A 20,266-nucleotide genomic window follows, 5' to 3' on the forward strand; every position below is an offset into this window, starting at 1 on the left:
TAAGAAATGGCAAGAGATTTAAAATACACAAGAAATATTGGAATAGCTGCTCATATTGATGCTGGTAAAACCACAACAACAGAGCGTGTTCTTTATTATACTGGTGTTTCACATAAAATTGGAGAAGTACATGATGGTGCTGCTACAATGGACTGGATGGAGCAAGAGCAAGAGAGAGGTATTACAATTACTTCTGCTGCAACAACTTGTACATGGCAATTTCCAAAGGAAAATGCTGAGATTCTTCCTGAGACTAAAGATTACCACTTTAATATTATAGATACTCCTGGTCACGTTGATTTTACGGTTGAAGTAAATCGTTCATTACGTGTGCTTGATGGATTAGTATTTTTGTTTAGTGCGGTCGATGGAGTAGAGCCTCAATCAGAAACAAACTGGAGACTTGCTGATAATTACAAAGTGCCAAGAATTGGTTTTGTTAATAAAATGGACCGTCAAGGGTCTGATTTTATGATGGTTTGTAAGCAAGTAAAAGAAATGTTAGGTTCTAATGCAGTCCCAATTGTTTTAAATATTGGTGATGAAGAACATTTTAAAGGTATCGTAGATCTTATTAAAAATAGAGCTATTATATGGCATGATGAAGGAATGGGAGCAACGTTTGATGTTGTTGATATTCCTGAAGAATTAAAAGAAGAGGCAAGAATTCTTCGTGGCAAACTTATTGAAGAAGTTGCTGCTTATGATGAAGATTTGCTAGAAAAATATATGGAAGATGAAGATTCTATTACAGAGGAAGAAGTGCACGCTGCACTTAGAGCTGCTGTAATGGATATGTCTATCATTCCAATGATCTGTGGTTCTGCATTTAAAAATAAAGGGGTACAATTCTTATTAGATGCTGTATGTCGTTATTTACCTGCACCAACAGATAAGGATGGTATTGTTGGAGTAAATCCTGATACTGATAAAGAAGAAATTCGTAAGCCAAGTGTGGACGAACCGTTTGCGGCTTTAGCATTTAAAATTGCAACCGATCCTTTTGTAGGTCGTTTAGCTTTTTTTAGAGCATATTCTGGTCGTTTAGATGCTGGTTCTTATGTGTTGAATAATCGTTCTGGTAAAAAAGAACGTATTTCACGTATCTATCAAATGCATGCTAATAAGCAAAATGCAATTGATTTTATAGAAGCGGGAGATATTGGAGCAGCAGTAGGTTTTAAAAGTATTAAAACTGGAGATACTCTGTCTGATGAAAAGCATCCTATTGTTTTAGAGTCTATGGACTTTCCTGATCCAGTAATTGGAATTGCGATTGAACCAAAAACTAAGGCAGACGTTGATAAATTAGGTATTGGTCTAGGTAAATTAGCTGAAGAGGATCCTACTTTTACAGTAAGAACGGATGAAGCTTCAGGACAGACTATTATTTCTGGAATGGGTGAACTTCACTTAGATGTAATTGTGGATCGTTTAAAACGTGAATTCAAAGTAGAGGTTAATCAAGGGCAGCCACAGGTAGAGTACAAAGAAGCTATTACGCAAGCTGCTGATCATAGAGAAGTTTATAAGAAACAATCTGGTGGTCGTGGTAAATTTGCTGATATTGTATTTACTGTAGAGCCAGCTGATGAAGGTGAAACAGGACTTCAATTTAAGTCTATAATTAAAGGTGGTAATGTTCCAAAAGAATTTATCCCTTCAATTGAAAAAGGATTTAAAATGGCAATGGTCAATGGACCATTAGCTGGATATGAAATTGATTCTATGAAAGTAACATTGAAAGATGGATCTTATCACGATGTGGATTCAGATCAATTATCTTTCGAATTAGCTGCTAAGATTGGATTTAAAAATGCGGCAAAAGCTGCGAAAGCAGTTATAATGGAACCTATTATGAAAATTGAGGTGATTACACCTGAAGAGAATATGGGTGATATAGTAGGGGATTTAAATCGCCGTAGAGGACAAATGAGTGATATGGGAGATAGAGCTGGAGCAAAAACTGTAAAAGCTACTGTACCATTATCTGAAATGTTTGGATATGTAACTACCCTAAGAACATTATCTTCTGGTCGTGCAACATCGACTATGGAATTTTCACATTATGCACAAACTCCTTCTAATATTTCAGAAGAAGTAATTGCAGCAACAAAAGGAACAGTTAACGCTTAATATTTAGCAATGAGTCAAAAAATTAGAATAAAGCTAAAATCTTACGATCACAATTTAGTAGACAAGTCTGCCGAAAAAATCGTTAAGACTGTAAAAAGTACTGGAGCAGTTGTAACAGGGCCAATCCCTTTACCAACTCATAAAAAAATCTTTACAGTATTGCGTTCACCACACGTTAATAAGAAGAGTAGAGAGCAATTTCAATTAAGCTCTTATAAGAGATTATTGGATATCTACAGTTCTTCTTCAAAAACAATTGATGCTCTAATGAAATTAGAGTTACCAAGTGGTGTAGAGGTAGAGATTAAAGTTTAAGTACTTTATAGAAGCAATAGCTTCGTTAACATGTCCTGAGCTTCGAGCGAAGGAAAAACGGAACAAAATAACATTCAGGGTTGAATTTATTTTGACCCTGTTTTTATCTGAAGTAGTTTCAGAACAATAATAGAATATTAATAATTATAAATAAATAAATATGTCTGGGTTAATTGGAAAAAAGATAGGTATGACCAGCATCTTTGACGAGAATGGAAAAAATATTCCATGTACCGTTATAGAGCTAGGTCCCTGTGTTGTTACCCAAGTCAGAACTGAGGAAGTTGATGGGTATGTAGCCCTTCAACTTGGTTTCGATGACAAGAAGACTGCTACTAAAGCTGCTGAAGGGCATGCTAAAAAAGCAGGAACCGTTTCAAAGCGTAAAGTCGTAGAATTCCAAGGATTTGATGAGGAGTACAAGTTAGGTGATACTATCACGGTAGATCATTTTGCAGAAGGTGAATTTGTAGATGTTTCTGGAACATCTAAAGGAAAAGGATTCCAAGGGGTTGTAAAGCGTCATGGGTTTGCTGGTGTAGGTCAAGCTACGCACGGTCAACATAATAGATTAAGAGCGCCAGGATCAATTGGTGCAGCTTCATATCCTGCTAGAGTATTCAAAGGAATGCGTATGGCTGGACAAATGGGGAATGAAAAAATAAAAGTACAAAACCTAAAAGTGTTGAAAGTAGTTTCTGAAAAGAACTTACTTGTGGTTAAAGGATGTGTTCCTGGCCATAAAAATGCTTATGTAACTATTCAGAAATAATGAAGGTAGCTGTATTAGATAAAAACGGAAAAGACACAGGTAGAAAGGTTGACCTTTCTAACGATGTGTATGGAATAGAGCCTAATAATCATGCATTATATCTTGATGTAAAGCAATATCTTGCCAATCAACGTCAAGGTACGCATAAAGCTAAAGAGCGTGCAGAGATTACGGGTAGTACAAGAAAAATTAAAAAACAAAAAGGAACAGGTACTGCTCGTGCGGGTAGTATTAAGTCTGGTGTTTTTAGAGGTGGTGGTCGTATGTTTGGACCACGCCCAAGAAATTACTCATTTAAATTAAATAAAAACCTTAAGCGTTTAGCGCGTCGTTCTGCCCTGAGTATCAAGGCAAATGATAAAGCTATAATCGTACTTGAAGACCTTAATTTTGATGCTCCAAAAACAAAAGAATTTACTGCACTTTTAAAGTCTTTAGGGCTAGATGCTAAAAAATCTTTATTTGTGTTGGGAGAATCAAATAATAATCTATATTTGTCGTCTCGTAATTTAGAAAAGACCGAAGTTGTAACGAATTTACACTTAAGTACTTATAAAATTATGAATGCAAATAGCCTAGTATTATTTGAAGGTTCTTTGGAAGGAATTGAAACAAACTTAAGTAAATAGAAACGATGAATATCTTAATTAAACCTATAATTACAGAAAAAGCTACAGCAGATGTTGAGAATTTCAACAGATATGGCTTTATGGTAAACCCTAAGGCGAACAAGGTGGAAATCAAAAAAGCAGTTGAAGCTGCTTATGAAGTTTCTGTACTTAAAGTTCGTACTATAAATGTCCGCCCTGATAGAAAAACTCGTCATACAAAGACGGGGGTTCAAACTGGTAAAACTAATGCAATTAAAAAGGCAATAGTACAGGTGGCGGAAGGTGATACAATAGATTTTTACAATAACATCTAAGATAACTTAGATAAATTAGACAAAAATGTCAGTAAGAAAATTAAAACCGGTCACCCCAGGACAGCGATTTAGAGTAGTAAATGGATTTGACGCCATTACTACTGATAAGCCGGAGAAAAGTTTAATAGCTCCGATTAAAAGATCTGGGGGACGTAACAGTCAAGGAAAAATGACTATGCGCTACAAAGGTGGTGGTCATAAAAGAAGATATCGAATTATCGATTTTAAACGTAACAAAGTGGGTGTGCCTGCAACTGTTGCAAGTATAGAATACGATCCTAACCGTACAGCATTTATTGCGTTATTGAATTACCAAGATGGTGAAAAAAGATACGTAGTTGCACAAAGCGGACTTAAGGTAGGACAAAATATCGTTTCAGGTGATACTGTGGCTCCAGATATTGGAAATGCAATGCCTCTAGCTAAAATTCCTTTAGGAACTATCATTTCATGTATCGAATTGCATCCAGGACAAGGTGCTGTTATGGCTCGTAGTGCTGGTGCTTTTGCGCAACTTATGGCAAGAGAAGGAAGGTTTGCTACAGTGAAATTACCTTCTGGTGAAACACGTATGATTTTAGTAACATGTATGGCAACTATTGGAGCAGTATCTAATAGTGATCATCAGTTATTAGTTTCTGGTAAAGCGGGAAGATCTAGATGGTTAGGTAGAAGACCAAGAACTAGACCGGTAGTAATGAATCCAGTTGATCACCCAATGGGTGGTGGTGAAGGTAAATCTTCAGGTGGACATCCACGTTCTAGAAATGGTATTCCTGCTAAAGGATATAGAACCCGTTCTAAAACTAAAGCGAGTAATAAATATATTATAGAACGTAGAAAGAAATAGAAATTATGGCAAGATCATTAAAAAAAGGACCTTACGTTCATTTCAAATTAGACAAAAAAGTTCAACAAAATGTTGAGTCAAATAAGAAGACTGTGATTAAAACTTGGTCACGTGCTTCAATGATTACTCCAGATTTTGTTGGTCAAACGATTGCAGTTCATAACGGGCGTCAATTTATTCCAGTGTACGTAACTGAGAATATGGTAGGACATAAATTAGGTGAATTTTCACTTACAAGATCATATCGTGGTCATGCAGGTGCTAAAAATAAAGGAAAAAAATAAGCCATGGGAGTTCGTAAAAGAGAAAGAGCAGAGCAAATCAAAGAAGCAAAAAAGACAATGTATTTTGCTAAATTGAATAATTGCCCTACATCACCTAGAAAAATGCGCTTAGTTGCAGATTTAGTACGTGGTGTAAAAATAGATAAAGCACTAAACATTTTAAAGTTTAGTTCAAAAGAAGCATCTCGTCGTTTAGAGACATTATTGCTTTCAGCAATTGCTAATTGGCAAGCTAAAAACGAAGATGCATCTATAGAAGACGCAGATCTTTTTATAAAAGAGATTCGTGTAGATGGAGGAGCGATGTTAAAAAGACTTCGCCCTGCACCACAAGGTCGCGCACACAGAATTAGAAAACGTTCCAACCATGTTACACTTGTGCTTGGGGCTAACGATAACACACAAAGCAATTAATTAATGGGACAGAAAACAAATCCAATCGGAAATCGCTTAGGTATCATTAGAGGTTGGGAATCCAACTGGTACGGAGGGAACGACTACGGCGATAAACTTGCTGAAGACGACAAGATTAGAAAGTATATACGTGCTCGTTTAAGTAAAGCTAGTGTGTCAAGGGTAATTATTGAGCGTACCCTTAAACTTGTAACCGTTACTATTACTACTGCAAGACCTGGTATTATTATTGGGAAAGGTGGTCAGGAAGTAGACAAGTTGAAAGAAGAGCTTAAAAAAATTACAGGTAAAGATGTACAAATTAACATCCATGAGATTAAGAGACCAGAAATGGAAGCTTATCTTGTTGCATCAAGTATTGCTAGACAAATAGAAAATAGAATTTCTTACCGTCGTGCAATTAAAATGGCAATTGCGGCTGCAATGCGAATGAATGCTGAAGGTATTAAGATTCAAATTTCAGGACGTTTAAATGGAGCTGAAATGGCTCGTTCTGAATCTTATAAAGATGGACGTATTCCTTTATCAACATTTAGAGCTGACATAGACTATGCTTTAGTAGAATCTCACACTACTTATGGTAGATTGGGAATTAAAGTATGGATTATGAAAGGCGAAGTATATGGAAAAAGAGAGCTTTCACCACTAGTAGGCCTAGCGCAGAAAGGTGGAGGGAAAGCAAGACCTGGAGGACGAGGTGGTCGTAATAATAACAAACCACGTCGTAAAAAGTAATTTTTTAAAGAAGTAAAAAATGTTACAACCTAAAAGAACAAAATTCCGTAAACAACAAAAAGGCCGCATGAAAGGTAATGCTGGACGCGGTACACAATTGTCTTATGGAACTTTCGGTATAAAATCTTTAGATTCGAATTTCCTGACATCACGTCAAATAGAAGCTGCACGTATTGCTGCTACTCGTTTCATGAAAAGAGAGGGGTCTCTCTGGATAATGATATTTCCAGATAAGCCAATTACTAAAAAACCTCTTGAAGTACGTATGGGTAAAGGTAAAGGTGCTGTCGAATATTGGGCGGCTGTAGTAAAACCTGGTAGAATTTTATTTGAGATTTCTGGAGTGCCCTTTGAAACAGCTAAAGAAGCATTGAGATTGGCAGCACAAAAACTTCCTGTTAAAACGAAGTTTATAGTATCTAGAACTTATCAAGCTTAATTTTGAATTTGTAATTATGAAACAATCTGAAATAAAAGAAGCTTCAAATGTGGAGCTACAGGAACAACTTTCTGAATCTAGAAAATCATATTCAGACCTAAAAATGGCACATGCCATTTCACCGTTGGAAAATCCAGTTCAACTTAGATCTCAAAGAAGAGCTATAGCTAGAATTGAGACAGAACTAACTAAAAGAGAAGTACAGTAATTGTGCGAAGCTGAAAGATGGAAAAAAGAAATTTAAGAAAAGAACGTATAGGTGTAGTTACTAGTAACAAAATGGATAAGTCCATAGTAGTTGCTGAGGTAAAAAAAGTAAAACATCCTATGTACGGAAAGTTCGTGTTAAAGACTAAGAAATATGTTGCGCACGATGAAACAAACGACTGCAACGAAGGTGATAAAGTAAGGATAATGGAAACACGTCCTTTAAGTAAAACCAAATGTTGGAGGTTAGTAGAAATAATTAATAGAGCTAAGTAATTATGTTACAACAAGAGTCAAGACTAAAAGTAGCAGATAACACAGGAGCCAAAGAAGTACTTACAATACGTGTATTGGGTGGTACTAAAAAGAGGTATGCCTCTATTGGTGATAAGATTGTAGTATCTGTAAAATCTGCGACACCAAACGGAACCATTAAAAAAGGTGCTGTTGCAACTGCAGTTGTAGTGAGAACTACAAAAGAAGTTAGAAGACCTGATGGATCTTATATTCGCTTCGATGATAATGCTTGTGTGCTTTTAAACCCACAAGGAGAAATGATCGGAACACGTGTATTTGGACCAGTAGCAAGAGAGCTTCGTGATAAACAATTTATGAAAATAGTATCATTGGCACCTGAAGTGCTTTAATATGAAAACTAAGATGGCAAAGCTTAAAATTAAAACAGGAGACACAGTTGTTGTTACTGCTGGAGATCATAAAGGATCAGAAGGTAAGGTGATGAGTGTAAATTTTGTAAAAAACAAAGCAATAGTAGAAGGAGTTAATATGGTCTCTAAACATGAGAAGCCAAGTGCAGCGAATCCGCAAGGAGGAATTGTAAAAAAAGAAGCTCTAATACACATTTCAAACTTATCGCTGTTAGATCCTAAAACAGGAAAAGCAACACGTGTAGGTTATAAAATGGAAGATGGAAAAAAAGTAAGGTTTTCAAAAAAATCTAATCAAGTATTATAGTTATGGGATATTCACCAAGGCTTAAAGAAGAGTACAAGAGCAGAATAATTAATGCTCTTAAGGAAGAGTTTGGTTACAGTAATGTAATGCAAGTACCTAAATTGAAAAGCATCACAGTTTCTCGTGGAGTTGGATCTGCAGTAGCAGATAAAAAACAAATCGAATACGCTTTAGATGAATTGACAAACATTACAGGTCAAAAAGCTGTAGCAACTTTATCTAAAAAAGATGTTGCTGCGTTTAAACTTCGTAAAGGGATGCCAATTGGAGCTAGAGTTACATTACGTGGAGAACGTATGTATGAGTTTTTAGATAGACTTATTACAAGTGCTTTACCACGTGTACGTGATTTCAACGGTATCAAAGCGACAGGTTTTGACGGAAGAGGTAACTACTCATTAGGAGTTGTTGAACAAATCATTTTTCCTGAAATTGATATCGATAAAATTAAGAAGATCGATGGTATGAACATTACGTTTGTAACATCAGCTTCTACCGATACTGAAGCAAAATCATTATTAACTGAATTAGGTTTACCTTTTAAAAAGAACTAAGATGGCTAAAGAATCAATGAAAGCCCGTGAGGTTAAAAGAGCAAAAACGGTAGCAAAATATGCTGAAAAAAGAAAAGCTTTAAAAGAAGCTGGAGATTATTTAGCATTACAGAAATTACCAAAAAACGCTTCTCCTGTTCGTATGCATAATCGTTGCAAACTAACTGGAAGACCAAAGGGGTATATGAGAACGTTTGGATTATCACGTGTAACTTTTCGTGAAATGGCAAACCAAGGATTAATCCCAGGTGTTAGAAAAGCAAGTTGGTAATAATATTTTAAACGAAGAAGATGAATATAGATCCAATATCAGATTTTCTAACTAGAGTTAGAAATGCAGTAAAAGCAGGCCACAGAGTGGTAGAAATCCCTGCTTCGAAAGTGAAAAAAGAAATTACAAAAATCTTGTTTGATCAAGGTTTTATATTAAGCTACAAATTTGAAGATGATAATGGACCTCAAGGTTCTATTAAAATAGCTTTAAAATATGATAAGCTTACTAAAGACCCTGTGATAAAAAAGATTCAAAGAATTAGTAAACCAGGTTTACGTAAATATGCAAGTTCTACAGAAATACCTCGTATTTTAAATGGATTAGGTATTGCAATCGTGTCTACTTCTCATGGAGTGATGACAGGAAAACAAGCTCATTCAGAAAATGTAGGTGGAGAAGTATTGTGTTACGTATACTAAAAATAGAGACTAGAAATGTCAAGAATAGGTAAAAACCCGGTAGCAATCCCAGAAGGAGTTACATTTGAAGTAAATGATAATGTAATTACGGTAAAAGGAAAATTAGGTGAATTAACACAAGAATTTTCAGGGGTTACTTTAAATATAGAAGATGGAAACGTTATAGTAGAACGTGATTCAGATTCTAAAGAACATAAATCAAAACATGGTTTATATAGATCTTTAATCTTTAACATGATTGAAGGTGTAAGTAAAGGATGGAACAAAGAACTTGAATTAGTTGGTGTAGGTTATCGTGCCAGTAATCAAGGACAGAAATTAGACTTAGCTCTTGGATTTTCTCACAATATTGTGTTGAATATCGCTCCAGAAGTAAAAGTTGAAACAGTTTCTGATAAAGGAAAAAATCCTATTATTAAATTAACATCTTTCGACAAACAATTAGTAGGACAGGTTGCGGCTAAAATCCGTGCCTTCCGAAAGCCAGAACCTTACAAAGGGAAAGGAATTAGGTTTGTAGGAGAACAAATAAGAAGAAAAGCAGGTAAATCTGCATAACAAATAAAGTTATGGCATTATCAAGAACAGATAGAAGAGATCGAATTCGTTTCAGAATTAGAAAAACAGTTTCTGGAACTACGCAACGTCCTCGTTTAGCAGTTTTCAGAAGTAATAAAGAAATCTATGCTCAACTTATTGACGATGTAAATGGTACAACCATTACAGCTGCATCTTCAAGAGACAAAGATATAGACGCATCTAAAACAAGTAATGTTGAAACTGCAAAACTAGTGGGACAAGCAATTGCTGAGAAAGCTAAGAGTGCAGGAATAGAAAGTATTACTTTCGATAGAGGTGGATATCTTTACCATGGAAGAATTAAATCATTAGCTGAAGGAGCACGCGAAGGCGGCCTTAAATTCTAAGAAATATGTATCAAAATTATAAAAACGTAGAATTAGTAAAACCAGGTGGTCTTGAATTAAAAGATCGTTTAGTAGGTGTACAACGTGTTACTAAAGTAACTAAAGGTGGTAGAACTTTTGGATTTTCAGCTATCGTAGTAGTAGGTGATGAAAATGGGGTTGTAGGTCAAGGGCTTGGTAAATCTAAAGATGTTGCTAGTGCAATCGCAAAAGCAATTGAGGACGCTAAGAAAAACTTAGTGCGTATTCCTTTAAATAAGGCATCGCTTCCACATGAGCAAAAAGGTAAATACGGTGGAGCTAGAGTAACATTGTTGCCAGCTGCAGCGGGTACTGGAGTAATTGCTGGTGGAGCTGTACGTGCCGTACTAGAGGCAGTAGGTGTACATGATGTATTATCTAAGTCACAAGGATCTTCAAATCCACACAATGTTGTAAAAGCAACTTTTGATGCTTTATTACAATTAAGAAGTGCTCAAACTGTTGCAAAACAAAGAGGTATTTCTCTTGATAAATTATTTAAAGGATAAATAAAAAGAGATGGCAAAAATTAGAGTAACAAAGGTTCGTAGTGAAATAAACCGCACTCAAAACCAAAAAAGAACGCTTGAAGCTTTAGGACTTAGAAAAATGGGTCATACAGTAGAGCATGATGATACGCCAAGTATTCTTGGTATGATAAATAATGTACAACATTTAGTTTCAGTTGAAACTGTTTAATAATTAAACGAATATGGATTTAAGTAACTTACGACCGGCAGCAGGCTCGGTAAAGAATCAAGGCAAGCGAGTAGGTCGCGGACAAGGATCCGGTAAAGGAGGTACAGCAACCAGAGGACATAATGGTGCTAAGTCTCGTTCTGGGTATTCTAAGAAATTAGGATTCGAGGGAGGGCAAATGCCTTTACAACGTCGTGTTCCAAAATTTGGTTTTACAAATATAAATCGAAAAGAATACCAAGGAATTAATATTGATACACTTCAACAATTAGTTGATGATAAGAAAGTTAAAGATACAGTGGATTTCGAAACACTTGTTGGTTTAGGTCTTCTTGGAAAAACTGAAATGGTGAAGATTTTAGGTAGAGGTGAATTAAAAGCGAAACTTACTGTGTCAGCAAATAAGTTTACTGCCACAGCTAAAGCAGCTATCGAAGCCGCTGGTGGAGAAGTAATAACATTGTAATTTTTAGATAAGGATGAAATTTATTGAAACCTTAAAGAACGTTTGGAAAATAGAGGAACTTAGAAATCGTATTCTACTTACCTTAGGTCTCTTGTTAGTGTATCGATTTGGAGCACAAGTTGTGTTACCAGGAATTGATGCTGGTCAACTTTCAGGATTCGCAGGTAGTTTTGAAGACGGTGGTTTAGGTGGCTTACTTAATGCCTTTACAGGAGGAGCATTTGCAAATGCTTCAGTATTTGCTTTGGGTATTATGCCTTATATATCTGCATCGATTGTAGTACAATTAATGCAAATTGCTGTTCCCTATCTACAGAAATTACAAAAAGAAGGAGAAAGTGGTCGTAAAAAGATTAACCAAATTACAAGATGGCTAACGATTGGTATTTGTTTAGTGCAAGCACCAAGTTATTTAGCAGGTCTTCCTTTAATGGGAGTTCCAGCAGAAGCATTTTTATTAGGTCAGGACTTTATGTTCTTCTTTTCTTCAACAATCATTCTTGTTACAGGGTGTGTGTTCGCAATGTGGCTAGGTGAAAAAATAACAGATAAAGGTATTGGGAACGGTATCTCTATATTAATTATGGTAGGAATTATTGCTAATTTACCACAAGCATTTGCTCAAGAATTTGCTTCTAGAGTATTACAATCTAATGGTGGTTTAATAATGATTCTTATAGAATTAGTTATCTGGTTTGTAATCATTCTTGCAAGTGTTATGCTTGTTATGGCGGTACGAAAAATACCTGTTCAATATGCAAGAAGAACTGCAAGTGGTGACTACGAAAAAAATATTTTTGGTGCAAGACAATTTATTCCATTAAAGCTTAATGCTTCTGGAGTAATGCCTATTATATTTGCACAAGCTATCATGTTTGTACCAAGTTTAATTGGACGAGCTTCTTTTATGAAAGACTCTTCAGCTGGACAATGGTTACAAGTTAATTTTAGTGATATTTTTGGAGTCTGGTATAATATTGTATTTGCATTATTAATAATCATTTTTACTTATTTTTATACTGCAATTACAGTACCAACCAATAAGATGGCTGATGATTTAAAACGAAGTGGAGGATTTATCCCAGGTATTAAACCAGGAACTGATACTGCTGAGTTATTAGATAGAATTATGTCTCAAATTACTTTGCCTGGATCGGTATTCTTAGCAATTATTGCAATATTCCCTGCATTCGCTGTGAAGTTATTTGGAATTCAACAAGGTTGGGCATTATTTTATGGTGGTACCTCTCTATTAATTATGGTAGGTGTCGCAATCGATACAATGCAACAAATAAATTCGTATTTATTAAATCGTCATTATGATGGATTAATGAAATCGGGTAAAAACAGAAAACAAGTAGCATAATGGCAAAACAACCCGCAATAGAACAAGACGGTACTATTATTGAAGCATTGTCTAATGCAATGTTTAGAGTTGAATTGGAAAATGCACATATTGTTACTGCGCATATATCTGGTAAAATGCGTATGCACTATATTAAATTATTACCAGGAGATAAAGTAAAATTAGAAATGAGTCCTTACGATTTAACTAAGGCTCGAATTACATATAGATATTAATTCATTATGAAAGTAAGAGCATCTATTAAGAAAAGAAGTGCCGACTGCAAAATAGTTCGCAGAAAAGGCAGATTATATGTTATTAACAAAAAGAACCCTAGGTTCAAACAAAGACAAGGATAAGTTATGGCAAGAATCGCAGGTGTAGATATCCCAAAGCAAAAAAGGGGTGTAATCGCGTTAACGTATATCTTTGGGATCGGTAGAACCCGTTCTCAAGATATTTTAGAGAAAGCCGGAGTTAGCGAAGAAACAAAAGTAAATGAATGGACTGATGAAGAAATCGGAAAAATTCGTGATGCTGTTGGATCTTTTAAAATTGAAGGTGAATTACGTAGCGAAATTCAATTAAGTATAAAACGCTTAATGGATATTGGTTGTTACAGAGGTATTCGTCACAGAGTTGGTCTTCCTTTAAGAGGACAACGTACGAAGAATAACTCAAGAACAAGAAAAGGAAAACGTAAAACAGTTGCTAACAAGAAAAAAGCAACTAAATAATCACTAGAGATATGGCAAAGTCTACCTCAAAAAGTACGAAAAAACGTAAAGTTAATGTTGAAGCAGTGGGTCAAGCTCATGTTACAGCTTCATTTAACAACATTATAATATCGTTGACAAACAAGAACGGAGATGTAATCTCTTGGTCTTCTGCCGGTAAAATGGGTTTTAGAGGATCTAAGAAGAATACTCCTTACGCTGCTCAATTAGCTGCGGAAGATGCATCTGGTGTTGCACATGGTTTAGGTTTACGTAAAGTAAAAGTTTATGTAAAAGGACCTGGTAACGGAAGAGAGTCTGCAATAAGATCAATTCATAATGCAGGAATTGAAGTAACTGAAATTATCGATGTTACTCCAATGCCTCATAATGGATGTAGACCTCCAAAAAGAAGAAGAGTTTAATTAATAAATATCAATCTGAAGGAGATTAGGAAACTAGAGGATAAGAATAAGACCTTAATTTAGTTTTCCCTTCAAAAACAATTTAAAATGGCAAGATATACTGGTCCAAAAACTAAAATAGCTCGAAAGTTTGGCGAAGCTATTTTCGGAGATGATAAATCATTCGAAAAAAGAAATTACCCTCCAGGACAACACGGTAATAACCGTCGTAGAGGAAAAAAATCTGAATACGCAATTCAATTAGCTGAAAAGCAAAAAGCTAAATATACCTACGGTATTTTAGAGCGTCAATTCAGAAATATGTTTAAAAAAGCAACTGCAGCTCCAGGAATTACTGGTGAGGTGTTGTTACAATTATGTGAGTCTAGATTAGACAACGTAGTATTTAGAATGGGAGTAGCTCCTACTCGTAGTGCTGCTAGACAATTAGTGTCTCACAGACATATTACAGTAAATGGTGAAAAAGTTAACATCCCTTCTTATCAGTTAAAAGCTGGTGATACAGTAGGTGTTAGAGAAAAATCCAAATCTTTGGAAGCAATTGAAGTTTCATTATCAAATGCTAATCATGTTTACGAATGGATTACTTGGGACAATGCAACAAAAAGAGGAACGTTTGTTTCTATACCGCAACGTCTTCAAATTCCTGAAAACATAAACGTACAATTCATCGTCGAATTATATTCTAAATAATAAATAACACACAGTCACACTATGGCAGTATTTACATTTCAGAAGCCCGATAAAGTTATCTTAATTAATTCAACTGATTTTGAAGGAAAATTTGAATTTCGTCCTTTAGAACCTGGTTACGGATTAACTGTTGGTAACGCATTAAGACGTGTATTACTTTCTTCATTAGAAGGTTTTGCAATTACTTCGGTTCGTATCGAAGGAGTAGATCATGAATTTTCTACAATTGCAGGCGTTGTTGAAGATGTTACAGAAATAATTTTAAATTTAAAACAAGTTTGTTTTAAAAGACAAATTGATGAAATAGACAACGAAACTGTTACTATTTCAATTTCCGGAGAAGAACAATTAAAAGCAGGAGATTTTCAAAAATTTATTTCTGGATTTCAAGTATTGAATCCAGACTTAGTAATTTGTAATATGGATCCTAAAGTAAACCTTAATTTCGAAATTACGATTGAAAAAGGTAGAGGGTATGTTCCAGCTGAAGAAAATAAAAAAGCAGGAGCTCCATTAGGAACTATATTTACAGATTCTATCTATACACCTATTAAAAATGTTAAGTATAGTATTGAGAATTACCGAGTAGAGCAAAAAACAGATTACGAAAAATTAATTTTCGAAATCATTACTGATGGATCTATAAATCCAAAAGATGCTTTAACAGAAGCTGCTAAAACTTTAATACATCACTTTATGTTATTTAGCGATGAGCGTATTACGCTTGAAGCTGATGAGATAGCACAAACTGAAACGTATGATGAGGAATCACTTCACATGAGACAGTTACTTAAAACAAAATTAATCGACATGGATCTTTCAGTTCGTGCATTAAATTGTTTAAAAGCTGCAGAAGTTGATACTTTAGGAGATTTAGTATCTTTCAACAAAAACGATTTAATGAAGTTCAGAAACTTCGGAAAAAAATCACTTACTGAACTAGAAGAATTAGTTGATGTAAAAGGATTAAATTTCGGAATGGACCTTTCAAAATACAAATTAGATAAAGATTAATACATCATATTTTGCTCCTCTTAAAGAGTTGAAGCAAGATGATGATTAAAACAAAATGTCATGAGACACGGAAAAAAAGTAAATCATTTAGGAAGAAAAACAGCGCATAGAAAGTCAATGTTGGCTAATATGGCATGTTCCCTAATTGAACATAAAAGAATAAACACAACAGTTGCTAAAGCAAAAGCTTTAAAACAATTTGTTGAACCTTTAATAACAAAGTCTAAAGTAGATATAACACATAATCGTCGTATTGTGTTTGCTAGATTACGTCAAAAAGAAGCTGTGACTGAATTATTCAGAGAAGTAGCAGTAAAAGTTGGTGATCGTCCAGGAGGATATACTCGAATTATTAAATTAGGGAATCGTTTAGGGGATAATGCTGATATGGCAATGATCGAATTAGTAGACTTTAATGAAATTTACAATGCTGGTAAAGCAGTTAAGAAGAAAACTACTCGTCGTAGTCGTCGTGGAGGCTCTAAAGAAGTGCCGCCAGTTGTAGAAACTGAGGCAACAAAAGAAGAAGAGTAAATGAAATTTTACTATAAATAATAAAAAGGGATAAACATTTTAAGTTTATCCCTTTTTTTATGAACTTTTTTTAAATTGTTGAAAAAATTTAGTTTCAAAAGATTAAAAGAAAATTGATTTAATTAATTTTGTAGAACTAATTTATATATGAAATGAGCAAAATAACAAAAAGTGATTTTATGTTGTTTTGTGAGTTCCATGTGTCCAAACAAAGATTTAAAAACACATGAAATATCAAAATAGAAAAAAAGCAATTATACTTCTAGCTGATGGTGCCATTTTTTATGGGAAAGCTGTCGGAAATAAAGAAGGAACTTCTTTTGGAGAAGTTTGCTTTAATACCGGAATGACAGGATATCAAGAAGTATTCACAGACCCTTCATATTATGGTCAATTAATGGTTACCACAAATGCCCATATTGGAAATTACGGTGTAGCAGAAAATGAAAGTGAATCAGATTCTATCAAAATTAAAGGTTTGATTTGTAGAAATTTTAGTTATAATTATTCACGTCCTGAAGCAAATGATACTTTAGAAAATTTTTTAGAGAAAAACAATCTTTTAGCAATTAGTGATATTGATACTCGAGCTTTAGTAAGCTATATTAGGGATAATGGAGCTATGAATGCAGTTATTTCTACGGAAGTAGATTCAATTGAGAATTTAAAAAAGCAATTAGCCGAAGTACCTCCAATGAACGGCTTAGAATTGGCGTCAAAAGTTTCTACTAAAGAACCTTATTTTTATGGAAATCCAGATGCTGCATATAAGATTTCAGCTTTAGACATTGGAATTAAAAAGAACATTTTAAGAAATCTTGAAGAAAGAGATTGTTATGTAAAAGTCTTTCCATATAATACTAAATTTGAAGAAATGAAATCATTTAATCCAGATGGTTATTTCTTATCAAACGGTCCTGGAGATCCAGAACCGCTTACGGATGCAATTAAAGCCGCTAAACAGATGGTGGACAGTAATTTGCCTGTATTTGGTATTTGTTTGGGACATCAAGTTTTAGCATTGTCTAATGGTATTTCTACTTATAAAATGCACAATGGACATAGAGGAATTAATCATCCCATTAAAAATTTACTGACAGGCAAAGGAGAAATAACTTCCCAAAACCACGGTTTTGCAATCAATAGAGAAGAAACAGAAAACCATAAAGATGTTGAAATCACACATGTTCATTTAAATGACCATACAGTTGCTGGTATTAGAATAAAAAATAAACCAGCCTTTTCTGTTCAATATCATCCAGAAGCAAGTCCTGGACCAAACGATGCGACCTATCTTTTCGATGAATTTATTACCAATATAAAAAATCATAAATTACAAACAGCATGAGCATAATCATAGACATACACGCACGTCAAATATTTGATTCAAGAGGGAATCCAACTGTCGAAGTTGATGTTATTACGGATAATGGGGTTTTAGGCCGTGCAGCAGTTCCTTCAGGTGCTTCTACAGGAGAACATGAGGCTGTAGAATTAAGAGATGGTGGTGATGATTATATGGGTAAAGGAGTGAGTATTGCTGTTGCAAATGTAAATGGAAAAATTGCAGGGACTTTACTTGGTGTTTCCGTTTTTGAACAAGAACAAATAGATCAAATAATGATTGATTTAGATGGTACGCCTAACAAATCTAACTTAGGAGCTAATGCAATTCTTGGTGTTTCTTTAGCTGTAGCTAAAGCAGCCGCAAATGAATTAGGAATGCCTCTGTATCGATATGTTGGTGGAGTAAGCGCGAAAACACTTCCTGTACCTATGATGAATATTATTAATGGAGGTTCACATAGTGATGCTCCTATTGCTTTTCAAGAATTTATGATTGTACCAATTTTAGCAAATGATTTTTCAGATGCGATGAAAATGGGTAGTGAAGTATTTCATCATTTAAAGAAAGTTTTACATGACAGAAATTTAAGTACAGCAGTTGGTGATGAAGGTGGTTTTGCTCCTGCTTTAGAAGGAACAGAAGATGCTTTAGATACTATTGCTAAGGCTGTTGAGAATGCAGGATATTCTTTTGGAAAAGATATAATGATTGCCCTTGATTGTGCTGCAGCAGAGTTTTATGTAAACGGACAATATGATTACTCAAAATTTGAAGGTACATCAGGAAAAATGCGTTCATCTAAAGAACAAGCTGATTATTTAGCAACGTTGTGTGAACAATATCCAATTATTTCAGTAGAAGATGGAATGGATGAAAACGATTGGGAAGGTTGGAAATATTTAACTGAAATAACTGGAGACAAAGTTCAATTGGTTGGGGACGATTTATTTGTTACTAATGTAGAAAGACTTTCAAGAGGAATTAAGGAGAACATTGCTAATTCTATATTGATAAAAGTGAATCAAATAGGTACGTTATCTGAAACTATTGCCGCTGTTACTATGGCGCATAATGCAGGATATACCTCTGTTATGTCACATCGATCTGGTGAAACAGAAGATAATACAATTGCAGATTTAGCAGTTGCTCTAAATTGTGGTCAAATTAAAACAGGATCTATGTCAAGAAGTGATAGAATGGCAAAATACAATCAGTTAATACGTATAGAAGAACAATTAGAAAATGCGGCTTATTTTCCACAAAGAGGCGCATTTAAAATTTAAGAAAGACTATTTTTTATAAGAAAAGCCTGCAAATTGCAGGCTTTTTTATTGTGTGAGACTTCTAAAGAAAAAAAACTAGTATTAAAACACTTTATGGCTTAACAAACGTATGTAAACCTTTTAAAAATTGACCATTATTTTGTAACTTAGCATTCCCTAAAAATCATTAAAATCAAATCAAATTTATGTCTAGAATAGCGACACTCGAAATAGAAGGTAAGAAATATGAATTTCCTATAATTGAAGGAACTGAAAATGAAATTGCTATTGATATAAAAACACTTCGAGGGGTAACAGGAGGAGTAACTACAATTGACCCAGGTTACAAAAATACAGGTGCTTGTGAAAGTGCAATTACTTTTTTAAATGGTGAAGAAGGAATATTACGTTATAGAGGATATTCTATTGAAGATTTAGCTGAAAAGGCAGACTTTCTAGAAGTATGTTATTTATTAATTTTTGGTGAATTACCTTCAAAAGAAGAATTAGATAAATTTCATGCAGATATTAAAGAACAATCTCATGTAGATGAAGATGTAAAAAAGATCATTGATGGTTTTCCAAAAGCTGCACATCCTATGGGTGTTTTGTCATCTCTAACGAGTGCTTTAGTTGCTTTTAATCCTACTTCTGTAAATGTAGATTCAGAAGAAGAAATGTATAATGCAATTGTACGTATTTTAGGTAAATTTCCAGTACTTACAGCTTGGGCATATAGAAAAAGAGCAGGACTTCCATTAGATTATGGTGATAATTCATTAGGATATGTAGAGAACATTCTTAAAATGATGTTCAAGAAACCTACCGATGAATATGTAGCTAATCCAATCGTAAAAGATGCCTTAGACAAACTTTTAATTCTACATGCAGATCACGAACAAAACTGTTCAACGTCTACAGTGCGAATTGTAGGATCATCTAATGCAGGATTATTTGTTTCGATTTCAGCAGGTATTAATGCTTTATGGGGCCCATTACATGGTGGAGCAAATCAAGCAGTGATTGAAATGTTGGAAGCTATAAAAGAAGATGGAGGAGATACCAAAAAGTTCATGGCCAAAGCAAAAGATAAATCTGATCCATTTCGTTTAATGGGATTTGGTCATAGAGTTTATAAAAATTTCGACCCAAGAGCTAAAATTATTAAAGTAGCAGCAGATGAACTTCTTGCAGAATTAGGGATCGATGATCCTATCTTGGAAATTGCTAAAGGACTTGAAAAAGAAGCCTTAGAAGACCAATATTTTGTAGATAGAAAATTATATCCAAATGTAGATTTCTATTCTGGAATCATTTACAGAGCTTTAGGGATACCTACTGAAATGTTTACACCGATGTTTGCATTAGGTAGATTACCAGGTTGGATTGCTCAATGGAGGGAAATGCGCTTACGTAAAGAGCCAATAGGAAGACCAAGACAAGTTTATATAGGAGAAACACTACGGGACTTTAAATCGGTAGAAAAAAGATAAATTAAAAGTATTTATAAAAAAGCGC

At 34.6% G+C, this 20,266-nt stretch carries 33 protein-coding genes; all 33 read left to right on the forward strand.

The window, feature by feature from the left end:
* Positions 1-6 precede the first annotated feature (6 nt).
* The 33 genes from fusA (at position 7) to ABXT64_RS08535 (ending at position 20,241) form a co-directional block, all read left to right on the forward strand.
* Positions 7-2,136, forward strand: coding sequence for an elongation factor G (fusA, locus tag ABXT64_RS08375; RefSeq protein ID WP_443632479.1), 2,130 nt, complete (start codon positions 7-9; stop codon positions 2,134-2,136).
* Between the two features lie 9 nt (positions 2,137-2,145).
* Entirely contained in the window at positions 2,146-2,451 is a 306-nt protein-coding gene (gene rpsJ / locus ABXT64_RS08380) for a 30S ribosomal protein S10 (protein ID WP_010181931.1), read from the forward strand.
* 160 nt (positions 2,452-2,611) lie between these two features.
* A complete protein-coding gene (gene rplC, locus ABXT64_RS08385) occupies positions 2,612-3,223 on the forward strand; it encodes a 50S ribosomal protein L3 (protein WP_443632480.1) in 612 nt (203 codons plus the stop codon).
* The gene (gene rplD, locus ABXT64_RS08390) at positions 3,223-3,852 is read left to right on the forward strand and encodes a 50S ribosomal protein L4 (RefSeq protein ID WP_443632481.1); all 630 of its coding nucleotides are present in this window, start codon (positions 3,223-3,225) and stop codon (positions 3,850-3,852) included. Before rplC ends, rplD begins: the two co-directional genes overlap by 1 nt.
* 5 nt (positions 3,853-3,857) lie before the next feature.
* Positions 3,858-4,148 (forward strand): 50S ribosomal protein L23, encoded by a 291-nt coding sequence (rplW, locus tag ABXT64_RS08395; protein WP_443632482.1) that lies wholly within the window; start codon positions 3,858-3,860, stop codon positions 4,146-4,148.
* Positions 4,149-4,173: 25 nt separating this feature from the next.
* Positions 4,174-4,998: a 50S ribosomal protein L2 gene (gene rplB, locus ABXT64_RS08400; RefSeq protein ID WP_443632483.1), complete on the forward strand. Its 825-nt coding sequence runs from the start codon at positions 4,174-4,176 to the stop codon at positions 4,996-4,998.
* 5 nt (positions 4,999-5,003) lie between these two features.
* Entirely contained in the window at positions 5,004-5,282 is a 279-nt protein-coding gene (rpsS, locus tag ABXT64_RS08405) for a 30S ribosomal protein S19 (RefSeq protein WP_443632484.1), read from the forward strand.
* A gap of 3 nt (positions 5,283-5,285) precedes the next feature.
* Positions 5,286-5,696 (forward strand): 50S ribosomal protein L22, encoded by a 411-nt coding sequence (gene rplV, locus ABXT64_RS08410; protein ID WP_443632485.1) that lies wholly within the window; start codon positions 5,286-5,288, stop codon positions 5,694-5,696.
* Positions 5,697-5,699: 3 nt separating this feature from the next.
* The gene (gene rpsC / locus ABXT64_RS08415; protein ID WP_443632486.1) at positions 5,700-6,431 is read left to right on the forward strand and encodes a 30S ribosomal protein S3; all 732 of its coding nucleotides are present in this window, start codon (positions 5,700-5,702) and stop codon (positions 6,429-6,431) included.
* Positions 6,432-6,450: 19 nt separating this feature from the next.
* Positions 6,451-6,870 carry a 50S ribosomal protein L16 gene (rplP, locus tag ABXT64_RS08420; protein WP_443632487.1) on the forward strand — a complete coding sequence of 140 codons (420 nt, stop codon included), beginning with the start codon at positions 6,451-6,453 and terminating at the stop codon, positions 6,868-6,870.
* Between the two features lie 16 nt (positions 6,871-6,886).
* Positions 6,887-7,078 (forward strand): 50S ribosomal protein L29, encoded by a 192-nt coding sequence (gene rpmC, locus ABXT64_RS08425; protein WP_443632488.1) that lies wholly within the window; start codon positions 6,887-6,889, stop codon positions 7,076-7,078.
* A 17-nt stretch (positions 7,079-7,095) separates the two neighbouring features.
* Complete coding sequence (rpsQ, locus tag ABXT64_RS08430) at positions 7,096-7,353, forward strand: 30S ribosomal protein S17 (RefSeq protein ID WP_443632489.1); 258 nt, start codon at positions 7,096-7,098, stop codon at positions 7,351-7,353.
* A gap of 2 nt (positions 7,354-7,355) precedes the next feature.
* A complete protein-coding gene (rplN, locus tag ABXT64_RS08435; RefSeq protein WP_443632490.1) occupies positions 7,356-7,724 on the forward strand; it encodes a 50S ribosomal protein L14 in 369 nt (122 codons plus the stop codon).
* A gap of 13 nt (positions 7,725-7,737) precedes the next feature.
* Positions 7,738-8,052: a 50S ribosomal protein L24 gene (rplX, locus tag ABXT64_RS08440; RefSeq protein ID WP_443634945.1), complete on the forward strand. Its 315-nt coding sequence runs from the start codon at positions 7,738-7,740 to the stop codon at positions 8,050-8,052.
* 2 nt (positions 8,053-8,054) lie between these two features.
* On the forward strand, positions 8,055-8,606 hold the full coding sequence (rplE, locus tag ABXT64_RS08445; protein ID WP_443632491.1) for a 50S ribosomal protein L5: 552 nt from the start codon (positions 8,055-8,057) through the stop codon (positions 8,604-8,606).
* Between the two features lies 1 nt (position 8,607).
* On the forward strand, positions 8,608-8,877 hold the full coding sequence (gene rpsN, locus ABXT64_RS08450) for a 30S ribosomal protein S14 (RefSeq protein ID WP_443632492.1): 270 nt from the start codon (positions 8,608-8,610) through the stop codon (positions 8,875-8,877).
* A gap of 20 nt (positions 8,878-8,897) precedes the next feature.
* Complete coding sequence (rpsH, locus tag ABXT64_RS08455; RefSeq protein ID WP_443632493.1) at positions 8,898-9,299, forward strand: 30S ribosomal protein S8; 402 nt, start codon at positions 8,898-8,900, stop codon at positions 9,297-9,299.
* A gap of 15 nt (positions 9,300-9,314) precedes the next feature.
* Positions 9,315-9,857, forward strand: a complete 543-nt coding sequence (rplF, locus tag ABXT64_RS08460; RefSeq protein ID WP_443632494.1) for a 50S ribosomal protein L6 — start codon at positions 9,315-9,317, stop codon at positions 9,855-9,857.
* An 11-nt stretch (positions 9,858-9,868) separates the two neighbouring features.
* Positions 9,869-10,225 (forward strand): 50S ribosomal protein L18, encoded by a 357-nt coding sequence (gene rplR / locus ABXT64_RS08465; RefSeq protein WP_443632495.1) that lies wholly within the window; start codon positions 9,869-9,871, stop codon positions 10,223-10,225.
* A 5-nt stretch (positions 10,226-10,230) separates the two neighbouring features.
* Positions 10,231-10,755 (forward strand): 30S ribosomal protein S5, encoded by a 525-nt coding sequence (rpsE, locus tag ABXT64_RS08470; protein ID WP_443632496.1) that lies wholly within the window; start codon positions 10,231-10,233, stop codon positions 10,753-10,755.
* Between the two features lie 10 nt (positions 10,756-10,765).
* A complete protein-coding gene (gene rpmD, locus ABXT64_RS08475; protein ID WP_443632497.1) occupies positions 10,766-10,945 on the forward strand; it encodes a 50S ribosomal protein L30 in 180 nt (59 codons plus the stop codon).
* Between the two features lie 13 nt (positions 10,946-10,958).
* Positions 10,959-11,411 (forward strand): 50S ribosomal protein L15, encoded by a 453-nt coding sequence (rplO, locus tag ABXT64_RS08480; RefSeq protein WP_443632498.1) that lies wholly within the window; start codon positions 10,959-10,961, stop codon positions 11,409-11,411.
* A 13-nt stretch (positions 11,412-11,424) separates the two neighbouring features.
* Positions 11,425-12,777 (forward strand): preprotein translocase subunit SecY, encoded by a 1,353-nt coding sequence (gene secY / locus ABXT64_RS08485; protein ID WP_443632499.1) that lies wholly within the window; start codon positions 11,425-11,427, stop codon positions 12,775-12,777.
* On the forward strand, positions 12,777-12,992 hold the full coding sequence (infA, locus tag ABXT64_RS08490) for a translation initiation factor IF-1 (RefSeq protein ID WP_443632500.1): 216 nt from the start codon (positions 12,777-12,779) through the stop codon (positions 12,990-12,992). Before secY ends, infA begins: the two co-directional genes overlap by 1 nt.
* A gap of 6 nt (positions 12,993-12,998) precedes the next feature.
* Positions 12,999-13,115 carry a type B 50S ribosomal protein L36 gene (gene ykgO / locus ABXT64_RS08495; protein ID WP_010519235.1) on the forward strand — a complete coding sequence of 39 codons (117 nt, stop codon included), beginning with the start codon at positions 12,999-13,001 and terminating at the stop codon, positions 13,113-13,115.
* 3 nt (positions 13,116-13,118) lie between these two features.
* Complete coding sequence (gene rpsM, locus ABXT64_RS08500) at positions 13,119-13,493, forward strand: 30S ribosomal protein S13 (protein WP_443632501.1); 375 nt, start codon at positions 13,119-13,121, stop codon at positions 13,491-13,493.
* Positions 13,494-13,504: 11 nt separating this feature from the next.
* Positions 13,505-13,897 carry a 30S ribosomal protein S11 gene (gene rpsK / locus ABXT64_RS08505; protein WP_443632502.1) on the forward strand — a complete coding sequence of 131 codons (393 nt, stop codon included), beginning with the start codon at positions 13,505-13,507 and terminating at the stop codon, positions 13,895-13,897.
* An 87-nt stretch (positions 13,898-13,984) separates the two neighbouring features.
* Positions 13,985-14,590 (forward strand): 30S ribosomal protein S4, encoded by a 606-nt coding sequence (gene rpsD / locus ABXT64_RS08510; protein WP_443632503.1) that lies wholly within the window; start codon positions 13,985-13,987, stop codon positions 14,588-14,590.
* 21 nt (positions 14,591-14,611) lie between these two features.
* Entirely contained in the window at positions 14,612-15,604 is a 993-nt protein-coding gene (locus ABXT64_RS08515) for a DNA-directed RNA polymerase subunit alpha (protein ID WP_443632504.1), read from the forward strand.
* A gap of 60 nt (positions 15,605-15,664) precedes the next feature.
* Complete coding sequence (rplQ, locus tag ABXT64_RS08520) at positions 15,665-16,138, forward strand: 50S ribosomal protein L17 (protein WP_443632505.1); 474 nt, start codon at positions 15,665-15,667, stop codon at positions 16,136-16,138.
* Between the two features lie 226 nt (positions 16,139-16,364).
* On the forward strand, positions 16,365-17,486 hold the full coding sequence (gene carA, locus ABXT64_RS08525) for a glutamine-hydrolyzing carbamoyl-phosphate synthase small subunit (RefSeq protein WP_443632506.1): 1,122 nt from the start codon (positions 16,365-16,367) through the stop codon (positions 17,484-17,486).
* Positions 17,483-18,769 (forward strand): phosphopyruvate hydratase, encoded by a 1,287-nt coding sequence (gene eno / locus ABXT64_RS08530; protein WP_443632507.1) that lies wholly within the window; start codon positions 17,483-17,485, stop codon positions 18,767-18,769. The genes carA and eno overlap by 4 nt, the downstream gene beginning before the upstream one ends.
* 185 nt (positions 18,770-18,954) lie before the next feature.
* The gene (locus ABXT64_RS08535) at positions 18,955-20,241 is read left to right on the forward strand and encodes a citrate synthase (protein WP_443632508.1); all 1,287 of its coding nucleotides are present in this window, start codon (positions 18,955-18,957) and stop codon (positions 20,239-20,241) included.
* Positions 20,242-20,266 lie beyond the last annotated feature (25 nt).

This window comes from Candidatus Marifrigoribacter sp. Uisw_064 (genome assembly GCF_047730175.1).
In the GTDB taxonomy this organism is placed as follows: Bacteria; Bacteroidota; Bacteroidia; order Flavobacteriales; family Flavobacteriaceae; genus Marifrigoribacter.